Below are 22,190 nucleotides of genomic sequence, written 5' to 3'. Positions count from 1 at the left end.
CACCGGCACACCCTAACGCCGACCGGTCAGGCGACCAGCTCGGTCGCCATTCCCCGGCGGGGTTTGCCCGACGGCGTCTTCGGAATGGTGCCCGGCGAGACCACCGACACCTTGCGCGGACGCAGGTCGACCTCGGCGACCACCGCGTGGGCCACCTCGTGCTCGATCCGCCGCACCTCGGCGTGGTTCTCCCAGCCGGCGGCTTCGACGACGACAGCGAACGTCTCGCGCGGGTGGCCCGCGTCGAGGCGCACGGCGACCACGCAGCCGGGCCGGATACCGTCGACCCGGGCGGCCGCGCGTTCGACGTCGGTGGGGTAGATGTTGCGGCCGGCCATGATGATGACCTCTTTGGCCCTGCCGCACAGCACAATCCGGCCGTCCTCGGTGAGGTAGCCCAGGTCTCCGGTGTCGTACCAGCCGGATTCGTCGGAGGCGGGACGGAAACCGGCCATGGTGGTGTAGCCGGGACTCAGCGATGATCCGCGAACCTGGATCACCCCGACCGCGCGGGCGGGCAGGACGGCGGCGTCCGCGTCCACGACACGGGCCTCCATGTCGCCGAGCGGTGGGCCCAGGCAGGTCAGTCGCCTGGTGCGGCCGGAGGCGGCGGGAACCGCACGGTCGAACGCGGCGAGCAGGTCGGCGTCGATCACGTCGGTGCTCAGCCCGGCGCCGAGAGCCGAGAACGACACGGCGACAGTGGTTTCGGCCATTCCGTATGCGGGCAGGATGGCGCCGGGGTCGAGCCCGAACGGCGCCCCCGCGTCACACAGATCCTCGACCGCGACGGGGTCGACCTGTTCGGCGCCGGACAGCGCGAAGCGCAGGCTGGACAGGTCGAACTGCCCCGGGACCGCCTGACGGCGAAGCCTTTTCGCGAGCAGTGCCCACGCGAAGTTCGGCGCCGCGGTCATGGTGCCCCGGTACTTGTCGATGAGTTCGGCCCACAGGAGAATGTCGCCGAGGAAGTCCATCGGCGTCACTTTGACCAGTTCGGCGCCGAAATACATCGGGACGGTGAGGAATCCGGTCATCCCCATGTCGTGGAACAGGGGCAACCAGCTCACGATGACATCGGAGTCCAGGCGGTAGTCCGCGGCGCTGAACATCGCCTCGGCGTTCGACACGACGTTGCGATGGGTGATGTGGACGGCTTTCGGTGATCCGGTCGATCCCGATGTCAGCTGCATCAGCGCGACGTCGTCCTCGCCGGTGGGCACCGGGTCGATCGGGGCGGCCTCCAGGAGGCGGCCCACCGTCAGCACGGTGACTCCCAGTTGTTCCAGCGCCGGGGCGGCCACCATGAACGGGTCGGACAGCACCACCGCCCGGGCCTCGATCAGGGTGATCACACTCGCCGTCTCGTCGGCCCACACGGCCAGATCGCTGCGCGGAGTGGGTTGGTGCAGCATCGTGAGGCTCGCTCCGCGCATCCACAGCGCCTGCGCCGTCGGGGCGATCTCCTCCGGGGCGCCCGCGAGCACCGCGACGGCGTCGCCCGGTCCGACCCCCGCAGCGGCCAGACCACCGGCGATGCGCCTGGCCCGTTCGTGCACCTCACGCCACGACCGCCGGACCGGGTGGTGCGGTTCACCGGTGACCATGCCGTTGGTACTCGTCAGCGCGTTGGCGAACATCGTGTCGGTGAACGCGCTCACAAGGGTGAGGCCGAATCGTCGGGCGTCATGAAGACGCTCCCGTCAGTTTCCGAGCATCGCAGACGGCGACCGGAGAACGAGCCACGCGAGGAGCCTGCGACCGGTCGAGCATAGCCGCCAGGAGCCTGCGATCGTGTGACCCCGTAGGCCGCGTCGGCTGTGGCGGCGGGCAGACTGGGCGGGTGCACCTGGTCACGATCGACGACGTCCGCGCCGCGGCCGCACGCACCCGCGACGACGTGCTGCGGACCCCGCTGATTCCCGCGGCGTGGGCCGGGACGCTGTGGCTCAAACCCGAGAACCTGCAGGCCATCGGCGCGTTCAAGGTGCGCGGTGCGTTCAACGCGATCGCCCGACTGGATTCGGATGTCCGGGCCCGCGGAGTGGTGGCGTACTCGAGCGGCAACCACGCTCAAGCCGTCGCGTACGCCGCGGCGCGGTACGGGATCTCGGCGCACATCGTGATGCCCGAGGAGACACCGCGGGTCAAGGTCGAGGCGACCCGCGCGCACGGCGCCGAGGTGGTGCTGTGCGCTGCCGGCCGTCGGGAGGCGGTGGCCGCCGAGGTCGTCGAGCGCACCGGCGCGGTGCTGGTCCCGCCGTTCGACCATCCCGACATCATCGCCGGCCAGGGCACCGCGGGTCTGGAGATCGCCGAGGACCTGCCCGGGGTCGAGCACGTCTTCATCCCGGTCAGCGGCGGTGGTCTGGCCTCCGGGATCGGCACGGCGATCAAGGCGTTGTGCCCGGCCGCGACGGTTTACGGCGTCGAACCGGAGCTGGCCGCCGATACGACCGAGGGTCTGCGGCGCGGGCGCCGGGTGGACTGGTCGATCGAAGACCGCAACCGCACCATCGCCGACGGGTTGCGCTCACAGCCGTCGGACCTGACGTTCGCGCACCTGCAGCGAGTACTCGACCACTCCGTCACCGTCACCGAGGACGAGATCCGGTCGGCAGTGCGCGACCTCGCGCTTCGCGCACATCTGGTCAGCGAGCCCAGCGGGGCGGTGGCACTGGCCGGCTACCGCAGGGTGGCACCCACGGGCCGCACCGTGGCGGTGGTGTCGGGCGGGAACATCGAGGTGGCGCTGCTGAGGGAGATCCTCGCGGGCTGAGCGGGCCGGCCGGCGCGGCTATCCTCGCGGGGGTGACCGCGACCGACGCCTCCCGGGCGCTGCCGACACTGCGGACCGTCCTTCGGTTGTCGATCGTCGCGGCTGTGGTGGCGGCCGTCATCCTGGTCGAGTTGACGTCTCGGTCGGGTGTGCTGTGGCGGTTGGTGACCTTCACGTATCAGGCGAATCTGCTGGCGGCTCTCTTCTACGTGTCGACGCTCGTATGGCCGCGCGCCGACACCCGTTCGGCGCTGCGGGGCGCCGTCGTCGTGTACGTCGTGATCGCGGGGCTGGTGTGGAACCTGTTCCTGACCGACTACAGCATGGGGTACACCCCGGCGAACTTCCTGCTCCACGTCGTCGTGCCGGTGCTGGCGATCGCCGAGTGGGGGTTGGCCACCGCCGGCGGTTCGGGTCTGCGGTGGTGGCATCCGTGGGCGTGGCTGGCGTACCCGGGCTGCTACGTGGTGCTCGCACTGGCCGTCCTCAACCACGCCGGGCGGCGCGCGCCGTACTACTTCCTCGATGCGGGCAGTGTCGGCACGCTCACCGTCGGGGTCAACATCGCCCTGCTCGGGGCGATGTTCCTGGCGCTCGGCTACGTGCTGACGGCGTTCGGCCGCACCCGGCGGGGCGAGGGCCCGGCGTAGGCGGGTGAAACGCTGGGGCACGCGCCGACGATGACCTTGACGTGGGGACAAGCCGAATCAGGAAAGGCGCCGCCGAGGCGCGAGGGCGCACGCGGTCAGGAGGTCCGATCCGTCGGCCCACCTACACTGGCGACATGCTGCGCCTGTTCATGCGATCGTTGCTGGTCATCGCCGGATCCGTCGCTCTCGCGGTGAGCGGTTCCGTCGCGACGGGCTCCGCTGCGATCAGCACACCGCCCGCCGTCACCGCCATCGAACCCGGGACCGGCGACGTCGTCGGGGTGGCCATGCCACTGACCGTGCGGTTCGCCGCGCCGGTCGACAACCGGACGGCGGCGGAGCGGTCGTTGCGGATCACGTCACCGAAGACGCCTGAGGGCGAGTTCAGCTGGCTCAGCGATTCGGTGATGCAGTGGACCCCGACGGGCTTCTGGCCCGCACATTCGCCGATCTCGGTGGGCGCGGGCGACTTCGCGACCGAGTTCCAGACCGGCGCGTCGGTGATGGGTGTCGCCGACATCGATGCGCACACCTTCACCGTCAGCATCGACGATGAGGTGATCCGCGAGATGCCGGCGTCCATGGGCAAGCCGAAGTTCCCGACACCGGTCGGCACCTTCCGCGTCCTGGGCAAGGAGTCCGTCGTCGTGATGGACTCGCGGACCATCGGCATACCGCTCGACGACCCCGAGGGCTACAAGCTCACCGTCTACGACGCGGTCCGCATCACCTGGGGTGGTGTCTACATCCACGGCGCTCCCTGGTCCACCGGCTCACAGGGCTACGCCAACGTCAGCCACGGCTGCATCAACCTCAGCCCGGACAACGCCGACTGGTACTTCAACACCGTCGGCATGGGCGATCCGGTCATCGTCCAGTCGTAGCGTGCAGGTTCTTCGCGGTCGGTGACGTGGCGACCGTGGCGGGATCGGGACAGGTGCCGAGCACCCGGTCGGCGGTGCCGGCGCTGGTCACCGTGAACCAGTAGTGCTCGTTCTTGAAGTGGTGCTGCCGGTGGTTGCGCCACACGGCGCGGTACGCGGCGGTCTTCGGCTTGTAGTCGCTGTGGATCAGGTAGTGGCACCACTCGTACGCCAGGCCGAGCACCGTCAGCGACACCAGGAACGTCAGGCCCATGCCGAGGCGCGGGAAGGCGAGCAGGGCGACCCCCAGCGCGACCGGCAGCACCCACGTCAGCGCCTGCCACGGGATGAAGATCAACGGGACCACCCGGGGGTCGACATGGTGTTCACGGTGCTTGCGCGCCAGCAGCGGGTCGAGCCGCAGGCGGCCGAACCGTCGGGGCCGCCAATGCAGGACGCACACGTGCACGACCCACTCCACGAACGGGAACACCGCGACCATCGCCACCGGGACGATCGCATCGGTGGGCTGCCAGTCGCCGGCGAGAAGGCGTGCGCCGACGGCGGCGACCAGGGTCGCGGTGATCAGCCGGGGGGAGGGGTGCCGCCAGAACTCGCGCGCGGCGTCGGCCAGCGTGACAGCCCGGCGGGCGGGACGGGGTGCGTGCTCGGTGGTCATCGGCCCTCCAGTTCGCCGAGTGCGTCGAGGAGTGCGGTGGTCGCGGGTTCGAGCAGGCGCCTGGCGGCGTCGGCGGCCCCCGCCGGATCGCCCGCCACGATGGCGGCGGTGACGGCGCGGTAGGCGTCGGGGCGGCCGACCTCCCCGGCCATCATGGTGGCCAGCGCGGGCAGGGCCGGTTCGTAGGTGGCCCGCAGGGTGTTGTACATCAAGCGGAACGCGATGGAATCCGCCCCGTCCACGACGTGGTCCCAGAAGGTCAGCGCAAGCCGTTGCGCGGCAACGGGATCGGTCTCCGTCTCGAGGGCGTCCACGGTGTCGCCCAGCCGGTCGGCGAGGCCGGCCCCGGCGCGCTCGGCCGCCAGTTCGGCGATCTTCGGCCCGTTGTGCAACCGGGTTTCGAGGATGCTCCGGACCACGGACAGGTCGAGTTCCCCGCCTCGCATGAGCAACCGGGGGAGCAGGTCGAGGCCCGCGGTGCGCCGGAAGTCGCGCACCGTGGTCGCATCGCCCTGGCGCACCTCGATCAGGCCGGTACCCGCGAGACGCTTGAGGGCTTCGCGAATCGCCGGCCGCGACACCCCGAGCACTTCGGCGAGCCGCCGCTCACTCGGCAGCGTCTGGCCGGGCTGCATCTGCCCGCTGAGCACCTCGGAGACGATCTGATCGAAGACGTCTTCCGGCACCGAGCGGCGGTTGACGGGTTGTAGTGCCATGCCGCCCAGGATGGCAGGCCTAGTGGCCAGAGGTCAAGTGGTCTGACCAGTTAGCATTTTGTCGTGATCTCGTACTTGGCTTCGGCGGCAGCGGTGGGGTTGTCGGCGAACGAGCCCTTGGCGGTTCCGGTGATCGTGATGACGGAGTTGTCGATGGTGGCCTTCCCGTCACCCACGGTGCCCTCCCAGTACGCTCCCGTGAACCCCTCGAGGTCACGGATCTCGACGGAGTGCGCGGCGACTTTCTCACCGGTGGAGACGGAGGCGGAGAAGCCGGGCGTCTCCTCGCCGAAGTCGGAGATGAGCCATGTCCAGCCGGCTTGACTGCACTCCACCGGGATCTTGGCCGTCTCCGCACCGTTGACCGACACCTGCGCGGTCCGGGTGCCCAGTGCGGGCTCCGACCCGCCGCACGCGGAGAGCACGACGACCGAAGCCGCACTCAGCACCATGACGATTCGGTTGTTCACGCGCCACCTCTGTTTTCGTTGACTCGGTGTCCCGACCTCGCTCACTGCGGACTTCCCTGCGATGCGGACCGGCAAACCAGCGCTGCGGCCGTCGCCGCGTCGGCGGGCAGGAACGCCTCGATGCTCAGCTCGGCCGCGGTGAGATCGAGTGCGGTGCCGAACGTCGTCACGGTACTGATGAACGTCAGCATATCGCCACTGTCGGTTCCTAATTCGAGCGGCACGGCCACCGCCGCCGGATCGGGCGAGGTCGCCGACGGCCCGGGGTACGTCTCGAGTTCGGCCAGCAGTGCGGCGAGCTCACCGGATCCGCTCGCCGCGACTTCCCGGCGCAGCCGGTCGATCAGATGGTGGCGCCACTGGCCGAGGTTCTTGATCCGCGGCGCGAGCCCGTCAGGGTGCAGTGTCAGACGCAGGGCGTTGGGCCGCTCCAGCAACGAGGCCGCGACCCCGTCGAGCAGCACGGCGGTTGCGGCGTTGGCGCTCAGGATGTTCCAGTGCCGGTCGACCGCCACACACGGGTAGGGGTCGTAGGCCGCCAACACGCGCTGCACACCCTCACGCACAGCGGCCATCTCCGGATGGTCGAGGCCGCGTTCCGGGTAGACCGGCGCGAGCCCGGCCGCCGTCAGCAGGTGGTTACGTTCGCGCAACGGTACGTCGAGCACTTCGGCCAACCGCAGCACCATCGCCCGGCTCGGGGCGGAGCGGCCCGTCTCCATGAAGCTCAGGTGCCGGGCCGAGACGTCGGCCTCGATCGCCAGATCCAGCTGGCTGAGCCTGCGGCGCTGCCGCCAGGTCCGCAACACGTCCCCGAACGTCGCGGCGGTGTGGGTGGCGGTCACGGGTTCAGTCTCGCCCGTCCGGGGTGGCGCCGCCATTACTTCGGAGGTAATTGATCCGATGACGCGCCCGCGCGACGGTGGAGTCGTCCACCGCGAGAGGGAGAACCCGATGGAGACGTCCGAGCAGAAGATCCCGCGTTGGCTGCGTTTCGTCATGGCGTCGGACCGCGCCGGTTCGGCCTGGTACATCGGTGCGGGGTTCTTCTTCGCGCCCGCGCTGGCCTTCGCGTCGCCCTGGCCGACCCTGACCACGGCGCTGTGGGTGGTGATCGGCCTGGCCGGCCTGTGGCTCGGCCTCCTCGGCATCGCGATGGCGACCGGACTCGCGATCGTGCTTCGCTCGAACACCGAGATCCCCGAGGACTATTGGCGCTCGATCATCGACTACCCGGCGACACCTACTGCGCAGCAGGGGGTTTCGCGCCAGCGCCGGTGTAGTCGACCGGCCAGTGTTTGATGCCGTTGAGCCAGCCCGACCGTAACCGCTCCGGCTTGCCCAGCGGGGTGAGGTCGGGCATGTGGTCGGCGATGGCGTTGAACATCAGGTCGATCGTCATGCGCGCCAGGTTCGCACCGATGCAGTAGTGGGCGCCGGTGCCGCCGAACCCGACATGCGGGTTGGGGTCGCGCAGGATGTCGAACGAATACGGATCCTCGAAGACGTCCTCGTCGAAGTTGGCCGAGCGGTAGAACATCACCACGCGCTGGCCCTTCTTGATGGTCACACCGGACAGTTCGGTGTCCCACAGCGCGGTGCGCTGGAACGACGTGACCGGGGTCGCCCAGCGCACGATCTCGTCGGCGGCGGTCGCGGGCCGTTCCCGCTTGAACAACTCCCACTGATCGGGGAACTCGGTGAACGCCATCATCCCTTGGGTGATCGAGTTACGGGTCGTCTCGTTGCCCGCCACCGCCAGCAGGATGACGAAGAACCCGAACTCGTCGTCGGAGAGTTTGTGTCCCTCGACGTCGGCCTGGACGAGTTTGGTGACCAGATCGTCGCCGGGGTTGGCGACCCGGTCGGCGGCCATCTGCATGCCGTACATGATCAGTTCGACCGAGGCGCCGATCGCGTCGTTGCCCGCGAATTCCGGGTCCTGATCGCCGACCATCTGGTTCGACCAGTCGAAGAGCTTTCTGCGGTCCTCCTGCGGCACGCCCATGAGCCCGGCGATCGCCTGCAGTGGCAGCTCACACGACACCTGTTCGACGAAGTCACCTGCGCCCTGCTCCAGCGCCGTGCGCGCGATGTGCTGTGCGCGGGCGTCGAGTTCGGCCCGCAGCCGCTCGACCGCCCGCGGGGTGAACGCCCGGGACACGATCTGGCGAAGGTGGGTGTGGTGCGGGGCGTCCTGATTGAGCAGAACGTACTTCCCGCGTTCGATCTGTTCGCCGACGGTGCCGTCCCGGTAGCGCGGGAGCGCGGTCTTCTCGAGGCTGGAGAACACGTCGCTGCGCCGGGAAACCTCTTTGACGTCGCGGTGTTTGGTGACGACCCAGAACCCGCCGTCGTCGAAGCCGCCCGCGCCGACGGGTTGTTCGTTCCACCAGATCGGGGCCACCCGGCGCATCTCGGCCAGTTCCTCGACGGGAAGCCGCTCGGCGTAGATGTCCGGATCGGTGAAGTCGAACCCAGGCGGCAGGTTGGGGCGGAGCCGATCGCTGCTCATGACCACGGGCATCTCCTAAGACGACGTCTTCTCGTGCCTAACCGCATTGCTACACCACTGTTGGGGCGGCCGGGCGGGGTTGCGGAAAGTCCGAAGTGGAACGTGTTATCGCGCGGACGCGACCAGATCGCCGCAGAAACGTTGGCCACTTCTGTAACAAAGCGCGCGCCGACGGAGAACAATCCCGTGTAGCCAGGTCACGCGACGTGGAGGGAGACCGCAGTGGCGATCGATATACGGCGCACCGTCGCCTGTGCAGCACTGGGGCTCGGCATCGGTCTCGGCATGTTCATGGCGGCGCCTGTCGCAGGTGCGGAGCCCGTTCCCGCCCCGGCTCCCGGCCCGCTGCCCGCTCCGGCTCCCGCGCCTCCCGCTCCCGGGCCCGCGCCCGTCGCGGCCGCCTCGGCGGCACCGGCCGATGTCGCGCCGCTCGCCGCGCCCGCCCCTGCCGACGAGGGTGTCCCACATCTGTACAGCCCGGACAACCCGCCGCCCGGAACCACGACCACCCCGACCGCGCCCACGGGCAGCCGCGGGCTGTCCTACCTGCGTGACCTGTGGCATGCCGTGCAGACACAGGAGGTCAGCGGCAGCGACGCGATCTTCCTGCTGACGCAGCGTCCGCTCGACCCGGCCGCCACTCCGCCGCCGGGACTGCCGGCCGGACCGCAGCCACCGTTGGCACCCGCACCGGCGCCCGAACCGGCCCCGGCACCCGCTCCCGCTCCGGCACCCGAACCGGCTCCGGCACCCGCACCGGCGCCGTAGCGGCGGTCACTCGGTACCGGCGGACGTCACCGCCTCGATGCGCGCAGGCACGTGCTTGTGCCACGGCGTGCCCGCGTAGGCGTCACGCCAGTCGCTGGACGTGAGCGAATTCGGTGCCACACCGGGAACGCGGGTGATGCCGTCGGCGCCGACGTGGTCCAGCCCGAAGCCGTTGGGCAGCGAGGCGTGACCCGGCAGCATCGCGCCGCTGACCTCCACGGTGGCCTCCGCGCTACCCGCCGCGGTGGTGACGCGGGCCCGGTCACCGGACCGCAGGTTCAGCGCGCCGGCGTCCTCGACACTGATCCGCAGCGCGCCGTCGACGTCGCGTTTGCGCCATTCCGGATCCCGCAGGATGTCGTTGGCCGTGTACGCGCGGCGCTCGCCGGCCGACAACACGATCGGGAACTCGGCCGACGTGAAGGCAGGCCGGTCGGCGGTGAGTGACCGGATCTCCCGGAGCATGTCGGGCATCTGGAGCGCGATGCGGTGGTCGTCATGGGTGATCAGGGCGAAGTCGTCCGGATATTCGTGGACGGTGAACGTGACCCCCGAGCGATGGTCGAGGATCGCCTCGAACAGCGCGTTGCCGTCGGCGTGCCCGGCCCGTCGCACCGCGTCCGGATACGCCATCGCGGTCTTCTGCGCCAGGCCCCACAGTGCCGCGGCCCCGGACAGGCCCTCCGGCAGGGCCGGACCGAGCGTTTCGTACAACACGTAGGGAAGCACCTTGTTCAAGCCGGGATTGGCACCCATGGCGGTGAGGAACGCCGTGGTGTAGGCGGCCAGACCGTCGCGGGCGGCCGCGCGCAGCGGCGCGAGTTCGGCGTCATCGACCACGCCGAGCGCACGGGTGAGGCGGGCCCAGATCTCGGGCTCGGGCAGTGTGCCCTCGAGCGGCTCGAACAGCCGGTGCCGCAGGTGAAAGGTGTTGTGCGGGAACTCGAGATTGAAGAACGTCGCCTCGGCCTTCTCGAACTGGGTCGCCGCGGGCAGCACGTAGTGTGCCAGCCGTGCGGTCTCGGTCATCGCGACATCGACGACCACCAGCAGGTCGAGCGCCGAGAACGCTTCGCGACACGCGGCCGAGTCGGCGAGGGAGTGGGCCGGATTGCTGCTCTCCACGACCATGGCCCGGAACCGGTCCGGGTGGTCGGTCAGGATCTCCTGCGGCACCACGTTGCTGGGCACCAGGCCCCCGATCACCGGGGCGCCCGTCACGGGGGTGCGGCCGACCCCGCCGGCGCGCAGAAGTGGCGCAAACGACGAATGAAGATGCTGGGTACCGCGTTTGGCGAAGTTGCCGGTGAGGATCCACAGCAGCTTGTTCAGATACGAGCACACGGTGCTGTTGGGTGACTGCTGGATGCCGAGGTCCTCGAACACCGAGACGCTCGCCGCGGACGCGATGCGCCGCACGGCGGAGCGCAGCAGGTCTTCGGCGACGCCACAGCGGCGCGCGAACTCGGTCACCGGCACGTCGCGCAGCACCTCGCGCACGGCGTCGGCCCCGTTGACGTGGTCGGCCAGGAACGCCTCGTCGCAGAGACCCTCCTGCACGAGCACGGCGGCCATCGCCGCCAGGCACCACGCATCGGTGCCCGGGCGGACCCGCAGGTGGAAGTCGGCCATCTCGGCGGTGTCGGTGATGACCGGGTCGATGACGATCATCGACCGCGACGGGTCCTTGGCGATCTCGTTGAGCACGACGCGGGCGCGGGGGAAGCTCTGCGACATCCACGGGTTCTTCCCGACGAACACCGACACCTCGGCGTGCTCGAACTCGCCGCGGGTGTGGCCGCCGTAGAGATGGGCGTCCACCCAGTGCTCACCGGTCTTCTCCTGCGCCAGGGCATTGGACCGGTAGTAGGAGCCGAGCGCTTTGAGGAATGCGCCGCTGTACGCGCCGCCGAGGTGATTGCCCTGCCCGCCGCCACCGTAGTAGAAGATCTTGTCGCCGCCGTGGGTGTCGGCGATGCGGCGCAATCCCGCCGCGATCTCGGAGATCGCGGTGTCCCAGTCGATCTCCTCGTAGCCGCCGTCGGAGCGGCGGCGCATCGGGGAGGTCAGACGGCCGCGGTTGTTCTGGTAGTGGTCGAGGCGCAGCGCCTTGTTACAGGTGTAGCCCTGCGAGGCCGGATGGTCCTTGTCCCCGCGGATGCGGGCCAGCGACCGGTCGGCGACCTGGACGACGATGCCGCAGTTGCACTCGCACAGGATGCACGCGGTCGGCTGCCATGTCTTCTCCAGCGGTGTGGTCGTCATGAGCGGTCCTTTCCGAGGGCTTCCCGCAGCAGAGCGCGCAGTTGGCGGTGGACGGTGTCGAGTGGACCGACGTCGCGGGCGGCGCGTGCCACGACGATCGCTCCCTCGAAGCTGGTCAGCAGCAACATGGCGAGTTCCGCGGCCCGTTCGGCGCCGATCCCGTCGGCCGTCATGCGGTCGGCGATCAGTTCGGTCCAGCCGGCGAATGCGGCTGCCGCCCGCTCGATGACGGGGGCGGACTGCTCCGGCTTGTCGGGATCGCCCGCCTCGACGGCGACGGCGACGACGGGGCAGCCCGCCCGGTGGTCGGTGCGGGTCATCAGATCTCGGTAGCCGGCGAACAGACCGTCGAGCAGGGTCAGCGAATCGGGCGCCTGCCTGATCTGCTCGGCCACCCGCTCACCCGCGTAATCGACTGCTTCACAGAGTAATTGGGTGCGACCGCCCGGAAAGTGGTGATAGGCCGACCCACGTGGCGCGCCGCTGTGTTTCAAGACGTCGGCGATCGCGGTCGAATGGGCGCCGCGTTCCCGGATGAGTACCGCGGCGGACCGCACCATGCGTTCGCGAGGGGTGGCCATACCGGTCGTCCTTCCGCCGATTATGTATGTCACCTTACATAGAAGAGCTGGCTAGCGGAAGGCCGAGCGGTGGTAGCGCTCCGATCCGGGCGTGTGTGCGGACGCAAGAACTGAGGACTTTCGGCCCCAGCGCCCGGCCGCCCGGGCTCCCTAGGCTCGCCGTATGACGCATGTGATCGGTAGTGCGTGTGTGGATGTCGTCGACAAGTCGTGCGTGCCCGAATGCCCCGTCGACTGCATCTACGAGGGGGACCGGGTGATGTACATCAACCCGGAGGAGTGCGTGGACTGCGGCGCGTGCCGCGTGATCTGCAAGATGGACGCGATCTTCTACGAGACCGATCTGCCCGAGGACCAACAGCGCCACCTCGCCGACAACGCCGCGTTCTTCACCGAGGTGCTGCCGGGCCGCGACACACCGCTCGGCACACCCGGGGGAGCGGCCGTCCTCGGCCGCCTGGGAGTGGACACCCCGCTCGTGGCGAACCTGCCGCGCGAGAGCTGACTACGGCCGGCGGTACTCGACCATCGCCTGCCGGTGCAGCGTCGTATCACCGGACGAGACAACAAGATCCGTCGGCGTGACGGTGTAGACCACGCCGTCGTTCTCGGCGGTGAACCCACCCGCTGCGCCGGCCTCTGCGGTCAGCATCAACGCCGCGTCATTGCTGAGCCGAACGCCGCGATACTGCAGTTGGCCGTCCGGACTCGAGCAGATCGCCACCAGCGCATCCTGCGTCCGGCCGAATGCCGTTGCCACCGCGGCGCCCTGGCAGTAGGCCGCGGTGCCGACGTACCCGCGGTCGTCGGTCGGGAAGTCCGCCGACGGATCCGCCGCCGCGACCGGTGCGCCGGTGAGCGCTCCGGCGAGGGCGGCGGATGCGACCGCCGCCCGGGCCATGGAACTACGCCGCCGAACCCGTGCTGACGTCGGCGAAACGGCCATGCCGAACGCTAACCCGCGCACGGCGCCGCGGCGGGTACATCGGTGTCGTGTCGCGCGGAATCAGACGCCCGCGGCTTCGTTGAGGGTGTTGAGCGTGGTCGTCGCGTCCAGATACTCCTGCACCCACCGCTCGATCACCGCGGAGGTCTTCTCGACCTTGTCGAACTGGCCGACGACCTGACCGACGGGGTTGAACGCCACGTCGACGGTCTCGTTGGGGTACTTGTGCGTGGCGGCGACCGCCATCCCGGACACCATGTACTGCAACGGCATTCCGAGCGGCTTGGGGTTCTCCGGCTGTTCCCACGCCTCGGTCCAGTCATTGCGCAGCATGCGTGCCGGCTTCCCGGTGAACGAGCGGCTGCGGACGGTGTCGCGGCTGCTCGCCTTCGCGTACGCGGCCTGCTGCACGGGGGTGTTCTCGGCTTCCTCCACCATCAGCCACTGCGAACCCGTCCACGCCCCCGCGGCGCCCAGCGCCAGGGCGGCCGCGATCTGCTGACCGCTGCCGATACCGCCGGCGGCCAGCACCGGCACCGGCGCGACCTCCTTGACGACCTGCGGCCACAGGACGATGGAGCCGACCTCGCCGCTGTGACCGCCGGCTTCCCCGCCCTGGGCGATGATGATGTCCACGCCGGCATCGGCGTGTTTGCGCGCCTGCGAGGGCGATCCGCACAAGGCCGCGACCTTGCGGCCGGCCTCGTGGATGTTCTTGATCATGTCGGCGGGCGGCGTGCCGAGCGCGTTGGCGATCAGCGTCATCTTCGGGTGCCGCAGCGCGATCTCCACCTGGGGGGTGGCGGTCGCCTCGGTCCAGCCCAGCAGCTGCAGCGCATTGTCGTCGCTGTCATCGGTCGGCACACCGTGGTCCTTGAGGATGCGCTTGGCGAAGTCCAGGTGCTCCTGCGGAACGAGCGACTGCAGCATGCCCTTGAGCTCGTCGGCGGACATGTTCGCGTCCATGCCCTCGTACTTGTTCGGGATGACGATGTCGACGCCGTAGGGGTGGTCGCCGATGTGCTCGTCGATCCAGTTGAGTTCGATCTCGAGCTGCTCCGGGGTGAAGCCGACCGCGCCGAGCACGCCGAAGCCGCCGGCCTTGCTCACCGCGACCACGACGTCGCGGCAGTGCGTGAAGGCGAAGATCGGGAACTCGATGCCGAGCTCGTCACAGATGGCGGTGTGCATGCGCGCTCCTTGAATGAGGCGGTCGGCGAATTGAAACGTGTTCTAGTTTAGTACGACGATGCCCCGTCGCGGGAGGGGACGTGCCCGCGGCGGGTCCCGCCGGGTACGACGGGGTCTCCGAGGCCGGCCCGCCCCGGCTCGCGGCGGGTCCGCCCCGGACGCGATGATGGATCGGTGCCCCGGTCGCTCACGCTCGCCGAGTCGGTCGACGAGATCGCCGGAGGCCCCGGCGGGCGGCGGGTCGGCGCCTTTTTCGACCTCGACGGCACGCTGGTCGACGGGTTCACCGCCACCGCACACGCCGGCGACCGGATCAGGCGCCGCCAGGCCAGCCTCGGCGAGGTGCTCGGCGTCCTCGAGGCCTCGGTGCGGTACCGGCTCGGCCGTATGCAGTTCGAGCGGCTGGTCCGGCGAGCGGCCGGATATCTGCGCGGTGAGTCGCTCGCCGAACTCGACGAACTCGGGGAGCGGTTGTTCACCGAGCGGGTCGCCGCGCGCGTCTACCCCCATATGCGGCGGATCGTCGAAGCGCACCAGGGCCGGGGGCACACCGTCGTCCTCAGTTCGTCGGCGCTGACCATCCACGCCGAACCCGTCGCCCGCTTCCTCGGCATCGACCACGTCCTGTGCAACCACTTCGCGGTGGACGACGCGGGCCGGCTGACGGGGGACATCGTGCGGCCGGTCATCTGGGGGCCGCAGAAGGCCGTCGCGGTCGGACAGTTCTGTGGCGCCAACGACATCCCGCTGAGCGGCAGTTGGTTCTACGCCGACGGCGACGAGGACGTCTCGCTGATGGAGCTGGTGGGTTCGCCGCGGCCGGTCAATCCGCGCCCCCGACTGGCGGCCACCGCGGCGGCGCGTGACTGGCCGACCCTGCAGATCGCCAGAACGCGTCGCCGACAATGAGCGATAACACGTTGTCCGGCAATGGATTTCGGCCCGGTTTAAATCGAACGGCCGGCGGGTAGACCTCCGCCTGGTTCAGGACGAACCCGGACGAGGGGAGTGTTGTGTGACGGCGCGACGGTTGGCCATGGTGGTGGGCGCGATCATCCTCGTGGTGGGGATCGCCGGATTGCTCGTCCCGGTCTCGGTGTCCGGGGACGACGGCAAGAGCGTGGGATGCGGCAACGCCCTGGTGTCGGACACGTCCGGCGCAGAAGCGGCCAACAACCAAGGCGTCGCGAACGTCCCCGTGCTGAACCAGATCGTTCCGCACACCGACTACGTCGCCCTGTGCGACTCGGCGGTGGGCAGCAGGCGGGCCTGGGCCATCCCGGTGGCGGTCATCGGCGCGCTCATCGCGGTGGGCGCGGCGGTCGTCGGCGTCCGGCGTGGCCGCGCCGTCTGAGCCGTCTGGTCGACACCGCACCGCAGCGACCCCGCCGGCCGGCCGGGTACATGGTCTGGCCGCGCCGCGGCGTGTTCGTCGGCGCGGTCCCGGACACGGCCTTCGATGAGCTCGCTGACGTGACATCCGGGCGAGAGTCTGTTGCTGTGCACCGACGGCATCGTCGAGGCGAGGCCGACGGGTATTCGGCGCTACGGCCAGGCTGCCTGCGCCGATACCTGAACCCACGGGTCGGGAAGCCCGCGTCAGGGCTGGTCGACGGCCCGGCCGCACTGGTGCCCACGCTTCGCCCGGACGAGGACATCGCCACTGCTCGCCCTGACCGCTGACCACTGAGCCGCTCAGACCTGGTTTAATCTGATTCCGGTCGCGCTCGCCGATCGGGAGCGCACCCGACATCGGATCATTCCGGTGTCGCTGGATGTCTTGCCAGGTTCAGTCCGCAGCCTGGGGAGCATGAATGGCGTGGCGCGCTCCGCTCGACGAGCGACCACGCGGGAGGTGGACCATTGGAGGAACAGCGCGAAGCCGCAGCAGGGGCGACCTCCGCCGCGGACTCGACGAACTGCGAGATCAACGAACGCTGGGTTGATCGCACCGTCGTGGTCTCGGTGGCCGGCGTCGTCGACATGCTCACGGCACCGCAGCTGGAGCAGGCCATCCGAGCGGGTCTGGCGAAGGAGCCGGCCGGGCTGGTCGTGGACTTCTCCGCCGTGGAATTCCTCGCATCGGCGGGCATGGGCATTCTGGTCGCCATCCACGACGAGATCCCGTCCGGCGTGAAGTTCTGCGTCGTCGCGGAGGGTCCCGCTACCAGCCGTCCCTTGAAGCTTCTCGGAATCGCGGACATCATTCCGCTCTATGCATCGGTCGACGAGGCGCTCGCAGCACTGAGTGCTTAGTTGAGGGGTTAACGGGTATCCACGTCCAGCCATGATCGATTCCGTCTCTGCGGCACACGTTTCCGATGCCGAGCGTTTCACGCGCATCGGCATCGCCGCCGACGGGGAGGCCGCCTCGCGGGTGCGCGAAGAGTTCGGTCGCTGGCTTGACACACACTTCGCCCTTGACCCCGTCCGCTCGAGCGACCTGATCCTGGCGACCAACGAGGCGCTGGCCAACGCGGCGGAGTTCGCCTACGTCAACGCCGACCGGCCCGGCACCATGGACGTCGAAGCCCAGTTCGACGCGGGGGCCGGTGTCCTCAGTGTCACCATCGCCGACCAGGGCACCTGGCGTGACCGCGCCACCGTCCCGCCCAACAAGGCACGCGGCCGAGGCATACCGCTGATGGAAGCGCTCACCGACTCGACGTCGATCGACCGTTCTCAGAACGGCACCCGCGTCCTGCTGCAGTGGACCGGTATCGCCGGGCGCCGCGCACGGTCGCACACCGCCGCGGAGTGATCCCGCCGCGCGGCGACCTCACCCGCGCTCGGCGAACAGTCCGCTGCCGGTGATCAGGGGCAGGTCGAGCGGTGTCCGGATGCCCGGCTCGGCGTTCACCACCGCGGGGATCGCGTTCACGATGCGTCCGGCCGCGGCCACGATCGCCGCGTGGTTGTGGTCGCCCTTGCGGCTGGTGGGGCAGATGTCGACGGTGTAGGACGGCTCGCCGGTGATCTCCACCCGGTAGGACCCGCCGGGCTGCGCGGGTCGCGCCCAGTCGGGGCGCAGATCGTCGCGCAGCCGGGTGATGTGTTCGATCACGATCGCGGGCCGGTCGCCGCCCTCGACGAAGCCCTCGATCAGGAACCGCAGCGCCGCGACGGTGCCCTTGCCGATCCGCCCCACCGCCACCTCGAAATCCTCCGGGGCCGGTTCCTGCTCCACCGAATCCCGGATCTCACTCACCTCGACGCCCAGGCCGGCCGCCAGCTGACGGATCGCGGTTCCCCACGCGATGCTCAGGACGCCGGGCTGGAACAGGATCGGCAGGTCACCGATCTCCTTGCCGAACCCCATCACGTCGAACATGACCTCGGCGCCGTCGTAGGTGGCGTAATCGGCGATCTCCATGCACCGCACCTGCTCGATGCTGCTGCACGTGCTCGCGAACGCGAACGGGATCAGATCGTTGGCGAAGCCGGGATCCACGCCGTTGATGAAGATGCTCACGCCGCCCTGGCGCGCGGAATCCTCAACCCGCTCGATGTACTTGTCGGGGATCACGCCCCACGGGTACTGCAGCACCCCCGGCGCCGAACCGACCACGTTCACGCCCGCCTCGAGGATGCGCCGGCAGTCGGCCATCGCCTCGGGCAGCCGGGTGTCGCCCATCGCGCAGTACACGAGGCAGTCCGGCGCGGTCGCGAGCACCTCGTCGAGCCCTTTGGTGGCGGTGATCCCCGTGACCACGTCGAGCCCGGCCAGTTCACCGGCGTCACGGCCGACCTTGGCGTCCGTGGAGACGCCCACGGCGGTGAGTTCGTACGCCGGGTTGCCCAGCAGCGCCGCCAGGGCCAGCCGTCCGACGTTGCCGGTCCCGACGTGGGCCACGCGAATCACCATTGCCGACTCCTCCGCACCGAGGTCAAACTGGAACAGGTTCTAGTTCGCGACAGCCTAAGGTAGCCTGGCCCGTCATGGGACGGGTAGACGGAAAAGTTGCACTGATCAGCGGTGGGGCCCGAGGTATGGGCGCCGAACACGCACGCGCTCTGGTCGCCGAAGGCGCCAAGGTGGTGATCGGCGACATCCTCGACGACGAGGGCAAGGCACTCGCCGACGAGCTCGGCGAGGCGGCGCGCTACGTCACGCTCGACGTCACGCAGGCCGATCAGTGGGATGCGGCCGTGGCGACCGCCGTCGACGACTTCGGCCTGCTCAACGTCCTGGTGAACAACGCGGGCATCGTCGCGCTCGGCCAGATCGGCAAGTTCGACATGGCCAAGTGGCAGAAGGTCATCGACGTCAACCTCACCGGCACGTTCCTGGGAATGCAGGCCAGCGTCGAGGCGATGAAGGCCGCCGGCGGCGGATCGATCATCAACGTCTCCTCGATCGAGGGGATGCGCGGGGCCGTGATGGTGCACCCGTACGTGGCGTCGAAGTGGGCGGTGCGCGGCCTGACGAAATCGGCGGCGCTGGAACTGGGATCGCATCAGATCCGGGTGAACTCGATCCATCCCGGGTTCATCCGCACCCCGATGACCAAACATTTCCCCGACAACATGCTGACCATCCCGCTCGGCCGGCCGGGGCAGTCCGACGAGGTGGCCACCTTCGTGGTGTTCCTGGCCAGCGACGAGTCGCGCTACGCCACCGGTGCGGAGTTCGTCATGGACGGCGGCCTGGTCAACGACGTCCCGCACAAGATGTAGTCGCCCAAACGAACACACGGGCGCAAAAGTGCGAGTGAATGTCGCCTTTTCGTCGATCTCGGCGCGATTGAGGCGCCCTGAGGGGGCAATCACCACGGTGTGAGCCGCCGCGCCACCACCCCGCTCGACGATGTCGCGCGCGCACTGGCCGTCCTCGGCGCCTGCGTCGTCCCCGCGGCGGACCTGATCCGTGCCCTCGGCGTCACGGCCGAGGCGTGGGCCGCGTTCGGCGGGCACTGGGACGACCTGCGGCGTGACGACTACGCCGCCGAGTTGGGCACCGAACGGCAGCGCCGCTACGGCCACTTCCGCTTCCGCAGCGCCGACGGCGCGCTCGAACGGCTGCCCCACGGCGAGTTCGTGCAGCCGGCGCAGTCGAACCGGCTCTACCTCGACCGCGGAAGGCGCTTCGCACCGCTCACCGAATCGTTCGCCGCCGACCCGGTGCTGCGGGGCGTGATCGGCCTGCTCGGCGGGCTGGCGCAGGCCCTCGACGAAGTACCGCGATGGCACGTCAAGGTGACGCCGTTCCGGGTGATCGCCCGCCCGGGCGCCCACGGCGACCCGACCCCCGAAGGGGTGCATCGGGACGGCGTGACGCTGGTGTCGTCGCTGATGATCCACCGGTGCAACGCCTCCGGCGGGGAGAGTTCGGTCTACGACAGCGGGGGCGCCCGTGTACTCGCGACCACGCTGGCCGAGCCCGGGACGCTGCTGGTCGGCGACGACCGTCGGACCCGCCATGGGGTCAGCCCGATCCACCCCGTGGACCCTGCCCGGCCCGCGCACCGGGACGTGCTGGTGGTGACATTCGCGCCCTGACCGGTCCCGTAGGCTCGTCGCGTCAACGCGTACGCCCACCAGCGGACAAGGAGCGAGCCATGACCTCAGTCGATGAGCGTCGCGAGCTGCAGCAGCTCGCCGAACAGGCCGGATGGCGGCGCAACGATCTCGGCCGGACCGACCTGTACCTGCGGGGCGACACCCGCGTGCGGGTCATCTGGCGGGGCACCGACGCCATCAGCGGCGCGACGCTGATGCAGGACGACGTCATGATGACCTACACGCGCGAGCTGCCGACCGTCAACGGTTGGTTGAAGCGCTGACCGGCGGGACGCTGTCCAGCGCCTGAGCCACGATCCGCGACCACGAGTCACGGTCGACCTCCTGCAACGCCGCCGGTCCGCCGAAGGCGCTCGCGATCACCAGATCGGGCTCGAGAGTCCCGAGCAGACCGATACTCGCCCGCAACGCCTCGGCGTCACCGCGGCCGGGCGGCAGGAACGTCGACCAGCTGCCCTGTCCGGTGGGGAAGATCGTGTCGCCGGTGAACAGGTAGGTCTCGCCCGCGGCGCCGCGTACCAGGTAGCACATGCTTCCCGGTGAGTGCCCGGGTGTGGGGATCACCTCGACGCCGTTGCGGTCCACCCCGCGCGCGGACAGGAGGACGTCGATGGTGGCGTGGCGGGTGATGTGGGCTGCGTCGGCCGCCGGCGCATGCAGACGCGATCCGAACCGCCTGGCGATCGCGCCCAGCATCGGTCCGGCCTCGTCGAGGTGCGACAGGTACTGGTCGGCCACACCGCCGAGGTCGGCGATCGCGTCGAAGTCGGAATCGCTTGCGAGGCTGTAGAACAGCACGTTGCCGTTCGCCCCGCCGGTCCACAGGAACGCGTGTGTGGTCAGCCCGGGGAAGGGCGAGTCGGTACGGGTCTGGAACAGATCGGGTCGTATCCGGGTGAGTGTGGTGGTCATGGGATTCAGTGTCGGACCTCAACCATAGTTCAGGTCAAGACCCGACGACGGCACCGCGTAGGTTTGACTCCGTGAGCGCACGCGCAGGCATCGTCGTCACCGGAACCGAGGTGCTGACCGGCCGGGTCCAGGACCGCAACGGCCCGTGGATCGCCGACCGGCTGCTGGAACTGGGCGTGGAGTTGGCCCACATCACGATCTGCGGTGACCGCCCCGCCGACATCGAGGCGCAGCTGCGCTTCCTCGCCGACGAGGGCGTCGACCTCGTCGTCACCAGCGGGGGGCTCGGACCGACCGCCGACGACCTGACCGTCGCCACGGTCGCCCGGTTCTGTGGTCGTGAGCTGGTCCTGGACGCCGGTCTCGAGGAGCGCATCGCCGACATCCTGCGCCGGCTGATGGGGCGCCGCACCGACGTCGACTTCGAATCGGTGCGGGCCGCGAACCGCAAACAGGCGATGGTGCCCGAAGGCGCGACGGTGCTGGAACCGGTCGGCACCGCGCCCGGGGTGGTCGTCCCCGGCTCTCCGCTGGTGTTGGTGCTGCCCGGGCCGCCGCGCGAACTGCAGCCGATGTGGCGCACGGCTGTGCAGACCACCGCCGTCCAGCAGGCCATCGCGGGGCGCACCGAGTACCGGCAGGACATGGTGCGCATGTTCGGCCTGCCCGAATCCGGACTTGCCGAGACCCTGCGCGACGCCGAGCGCGACCTCACCGGCTTCGACCGCCTCGAGATCACCACCTGCCTTCGCCGCGGTGAGCTGGAGATCGTCACCCGCTACGAACCCGACGCGGCACCGGTGTACGGCAAACTGCTCACGCTGCTGCGGGAGCGGCACGGTTCGGCCATCTTCTCCGAGGACGGTTCCCTCGTCGACGATCAGGTCGCTGTGCTACTCGCTGGACGCACCATCGCCACAGCCGAATCCTGCACCGGCGGAATGCTTTCCGCACGCCTGACCGACCGTGCCGGATCGTCGGCGTACGTGGCGGGCGGGGCGGTGTGCTACTCGAACGACGCCAAGGTCGATCTGCTCGGCGTGTCCGCGGACCTGATCGCCGCCCACGGCGCGGTATCCGAGCCGGTGGCCGAAGCCATGTCCGACGGTGCGCTCCGCCGGTTCGGCGCCGACATCGCCGTCGCGGTCACCGGGATCGCCGGACCCGGCGGCGGCACCGAGCTCAAACCCGTCGGCACGGTGTGCTTCTGCGTGCGCCGCGCCGACGGCCACACGCTGACCCGCACGACCCGGCTTCCCGGCGACCGCAGCGATGTGCGCGAGCGGTCGACCACCGTCGCCATGCACCTGCTGCGCCGCGCGCTGCAGGACTGAG

The 22,190-nt window shown here is 69.7% G+C and carries 26 protein-coding genes; 14 read left to right on the top strand and 12 right to left on the bottom strand.

Going from position 1 to position 22,190, the window contains the following annotated elements; genetic code table 11:
• Nucleotides 1-26 precede the first annotated feature (26 nt).
• Nucleotides 27-1,661: a fatty acyl-AMP ligase gene (locus AU195_RS05245; protein WP_059158001.1), complete on the bottom strand. Its 1,635-nt coding sequence runs from the start codon at nt 1,659-1,661 to the stop codon at nt 27-29.
• A 182-nt stretch (nt 1,662-1,843) separates the two neighbouring features.
• Here AU195_RS05245 and AU195_RS05240 point away from each other — a divergent pair, with 182 nt between their 5' ends.
• From AU195_RS05240 to AU195_RS05230, 3 genes are all read left to right on the top strand, one after another.
• Nucleotides 1,844-2,779: a threonine ammonia-lyase gene (locus AU195_RS05240; RefSeq protein WP_059158000.1), complete on the top strand. Its 936-nt coding sequence runs from the start codon at nt 1,844-1,846 to the stop codon at nt 2,777-2,779.
• Nucleotides 2,780-2,811: 32 nt separating this feature from the next.
• Complete coding sequence (locus AU195_RS05235; protein WP_286149139.1) at nt 2,812-3,429, top strand: Pr6Pr family membrane protein; 618 nt, start codon at nt 2,812-2,814, stop codon at nt 3,427-3,429.
• 134 nt (nt 3,430-3,563) lie between these two features.
• Nucleotides 3,564-4,313, top strand: coding sequence for a L,D-transpeptidase (locus AU195_RS05230; RefSeq protein WP_059157999.1), 750 nt, complete (start codon nt 3,564-3,566; stop codon nt 4,311-4,313).
• On the opposite strand, the gene AU195_RS05225 is transcribed toward AU195_RS05230, so the two are convergent.
• The 4 genes from AU195_RS05225 to AU195_RS05210 are packed head-to-tail and all read right to left on the bottom strand — an operon-like array spanning nt 4,297 to nt 7,038.
• The gene (locus AU195_RS05225; RefSeq protein ID WP_059157998.1) at nt 4,297-4,971 is read right to left on the bottom strand and encodes a sterol desaturase family protein; all 675 of its coding nucleotides are present in this window, start codon (nt 4,969-4,971) and stop codon (nt 4,297-4,299) included. The genes AU195_RS05230 and AU195_RS05225 overlap by 17 nt on opposite strands.
• Entirely contained in the window at nt 4,968-5,687 is a 720-nt protein-coding gene (locus tag AU195_RS05220; protein ID WP_059157997.1) for a FadR/GntR family transcriptional regulator, read from the bottom strand. The genes AU195_RS05225 and AU195_RS05220 overlap by 4 nt, the downstream gene beginning before the upstream one ends.
• A 50-nt stretch (nt 5,688-5,737) precedes the next feature.
• Nucleotides 5,738-6,157, bottom strand: a complete 420-nt coding sequence (locus AU195_RS05215) for a lipoprotein LpqH (protein ID WP_059157996.1) — start codon at nt 6,155-6,157, stop codon at nt 5,738-5,740.
• A gap of 41 nt (nt 6,158-6,198) precedes the next feature.
• A complete protein-coding gene (locus tag AU195_RS05210) occupies nt 6,199-7,038 on the bottom strand; it encodes a helix-turn-helix domain-containing protein (RefSeq protein ID WP_082702970.1) in 840 nt (279 codons plus the stop codon).
• Nucleotides 7,039-7,111: 73 nt separating this feature from the next.
• Here AU195_RS05210 and AU195_RS05205 point away from each other — a divergent pair, with 73 nt between their 5' ends.
• Entirely contained in the window at nt 7,112-7,459 is a 348-nt protein-coding gene (locus AU195_RS05205; protein ID WP_059158043.1) for a hypothetical protein, read from the top strand.
• Here the strand turns inward: AU195_RS05205 and AU195_RS05200 are convergent.
• Entirely contained in the window at nt 7,401-8,672 is a 1,272-nt protein-coding gene (locus AU195_RS05200) for a cytochrome P450 (protein WP_172800477.1), read from the bottom strand. The genes AU195_RS05205 and AU195_RS05200 overlap by 59 nt on opposite strands.
• A gap of 222 nt (nt 8,673-8,894) precedes the next feature.
• Here AU195_RS05200 and AU195_RS05195 point away from each other — a divergent pair, with 222 nt between their 5' ends.
• Complete coding sequence (locus AU195_RS05195; protein ID WP_059157993.1) at nt 8,895-9,440, top strand: hypothetical protein; 546 nt, start codon at nt 8,895-8,897, stop codon at nt 9,438-9,440.
• 6 nt (nt 9,441-9,446) lie between these two features.
• Here the strand turns inward: AU195_RS05195 and AU195_RS05190 are convergent, their stop codons facing one another.
• Nucleotides 9,447-11,705 carry a molybdopterin-dependent oxidoreductase gene (locus AU195_RS05190; RefSeq protein ID WP_059157992.1) on the bottom strand — a complete coding sequence of 753 codons (2,259 nt, stop codon included), beginning with the start codon at nt 11,703-11,705 and terminating at the stop codon, nt 9,447-9,449.
• Nucleotides 11,702-12,286 carry a TetR/AcrR family transcriptional regulator gene (locus AU195_RS05185; RefSeq protein WP_059157991.1) on the bottom strand — a complete coding sequence of 195 codons (585 nt, stop codon included), beginning with the start codon at nt 12,284-12,286 and terminating at the stop codon, nt 11,702-11,704. Before AU195_RS05185 ends, AU195_RS05190 begins: the two co-directional genes overlap by 4 nt.
• 163 nt (nt 12,287-12,449) lie before the next feature.
• On the opposite strand from AU195_RS05185, the gene fdxA reads away from it, so the two are divergent.
• Nucleotides 12,450-12,791 carry a ferredoxin gene (fdxA, locus tag AU195_RS05180; protein WP_059157990.1) on the top strand — a complete coding sequence of 114 codons (342 nt, stop codon included), beginning with the start codon at nt 12,450-12,452 and terminating at the stop codon, nt 12,789-12,791.
• Here fdxA and AU195_RS05175 read toward each other — a convergent pair whose 3' ends face one another.
• Both AU195_RS05175 and AU195_RS05170 read right to left on the bottom strand, forming a co-directional pair.
• Nucleotides 12,792-13,187 carry a hypothetical protein gene (locus AU195_RS05175; RefSeq protein ID WP_157531032.1) on the bottom strand — a complete coding sequence of 132 codons (396 nt, stop codon included), beginning with the start codon at nt 13,185-13,187 and terminating at the stop codon, nt 12,792-12,794.
• Between the two features lie 105 nt (nt 13,188-13,292).
• A complete protein-coding gene (locus AU195_RS05170) occupies nt 13,293-14,423 on the bottom strand; it encodes a nitronate monooxygenase (protein ID WP_059157988.1) in 1,131 nt (376 codons plus the stop codon).
• 174 nt (nt 14,424-14,597) lie between these two features.
• Here AU195_RS05170 and AU195_RS05165 point away from each other — a divergent pair, with 174 nt between their 5' ends.
• The 4 genes from AU195_RS05165 to AU195_RS05150 all read left to right on the top strand — a co-directional run bounded on the left by AU195_RS05165 (nt 14,598) and on the right by AU195_RS05150 (nt 17,184).
• On the top strand, nt 14,598-15,332 hold the full coding sequence (locus AU195_RS05165) for an HAD family hydrolase (RefSeq protein WP_059157987.1): 735 nt from the start codon (nt 14,598-14,600) through the stop codon (nt 15,330-15,332).
• Nucleotides 15,333-15,438: 106 nt separating this feature from the next.
• Entirely contained in the window at nt 15,439-15,777 is a 339-nt protein-coding gene (locus AU195_RS05160) for a hypothetical protein (protein ID WP_059157986.1), read from the top strand.
• 509 nt (nt 15,778-16,286) lie between these two features.
• On the top strand, nt 16,287-16,679 hold the full coding sequence (locus tag AU195_RS05155; RefSeq protein ID WP_059096238.1) for an STAS domain-containing protein: 393 nt from the start codon (nt 16,287-16,289) through the stop codon (nt 16,677-16,679).
• A 31-nt stretch (nt 16,680-16,710) separates the two neighbouring features.
• Nucleotides 16,711-17,184 (top strand): ATP-binding protein, encoded by a 474-nt coding sequence (locus AU195_RS05150; RefSeq protein ID WP_059157985.1) that lies wholly within the window; start codon nt 16,711-16,713, stop codon nt 17,182-17,184.
• Nucleotides 17,185-17,202: 18 nt separating this feature from the next.
• Here the strand turns inward: AU195_RS05150 and AU195_RS05145 are convergent, their stop codons facing one another.
• The gene (locus tag AU195_RS05145; protein ID WP_059157984.1) at nt 17,203-18,288 is read right to left on the bottom strand and encodes an NAD(P)H-dependent amine dehydrogenase family protein; all 1,086 of its coding nucleotides are present in this window, start codon (nt 18,286-18,288) and stop codon (nt 17,203-17,205) included.
• Nucleotides 18,289-18,362: 74 nt separating this feature from the next.
• On the opposite strand from AU195_RS05145, the gene AU195_RS05140 reads away from it, so the two are divergent.
• The 3 genes from AU195_RS05140 (at nt 18,363) to AU195_RS05130 (ending at nt 20,206) form a co-directional block, all read left to right on the top strand.
• Nucleotides 18,363-19,100 (top strand): glucose 1-dehydrogenase, encoded by a 738-nt coding sequence (locus AU195_RS05140; protein WP_059157983.1) that lies wholly within the window; start codon nt 18,363-18,365, stop codon nt 19,098-19,100.
• A 99-nt stretch (nt 19,101-19,199) separates the two neighbouring features.
• Nucleotides 19,200-19,922, top strand: coding sequence for a 2OG-Fe dioxygenase family protein (locus AU195_RS05135; RefSeq protein ID WP_059157982.1), 723 nt, complete (start codon nt 19,200-19,202; stop codon nt 19,920-19,922).
• Nucleotides 19,923-19,981: 59 nt separating this feature from the next.
• Entirely contained in the window at nt 19,982-20,206 is a 225-nt protein-coding gene (locus AU195_RS05130; protein WP_059157981.1) for a hypothetical protein, read from the top strand.
• Here the strand turns inward: AU195_RS05130 and AU195_RS05125 are convergent.
• The gene (locus AU195_RS05125; protein WP_059157980.1) at nt 20,184-20,855 is read right to left on the bottom strand and encodes an MBL fold metallo-hydrolase; all 672 of its coding nucleotides are present in this window, start codon (nt 20,853-20,855) and stop codon (nt 20,184-20,186) included. The two genes, AU195_RS05130 and AU195_RS05125, sit on opposite strands and share 23 nt — an antisense overlap.
• 71 nt (nt 20,856-20,926) lie before the next feature.
• Here AU195_RS05125 and AU195_RS05120 point away from each other — a divergent pair, with 71 nt between their 5' ends.
• Nucleotides 20,927-22,189 carry a competence/damage-inducible protein A gene (locus AU195_RS05120; RefSeq protein WP_059157979.1) on the top strand — a complete coding sequence of 421 codons (1,263 nt, stop codon included), beginning with the start codon at nt 20,927-20,929 and terminating at the stop codon, nt 22,187-22,189.
• The last annotated feature ends 1 nt before the right edge of the window (nt 22,190 follow it).

Source organism: Mycobacterium sp. IS-1496, from assembly GCF_001499995.1.
Classification (GTDB): Bacteria; Actinomycetota; Actinomycetes; order Mycobacteriales; family Mycobacteriaceae; genus Mycobacterium.
This window is presented reverse-complemented; position numbering and strand designations above follow the sequence as displayed.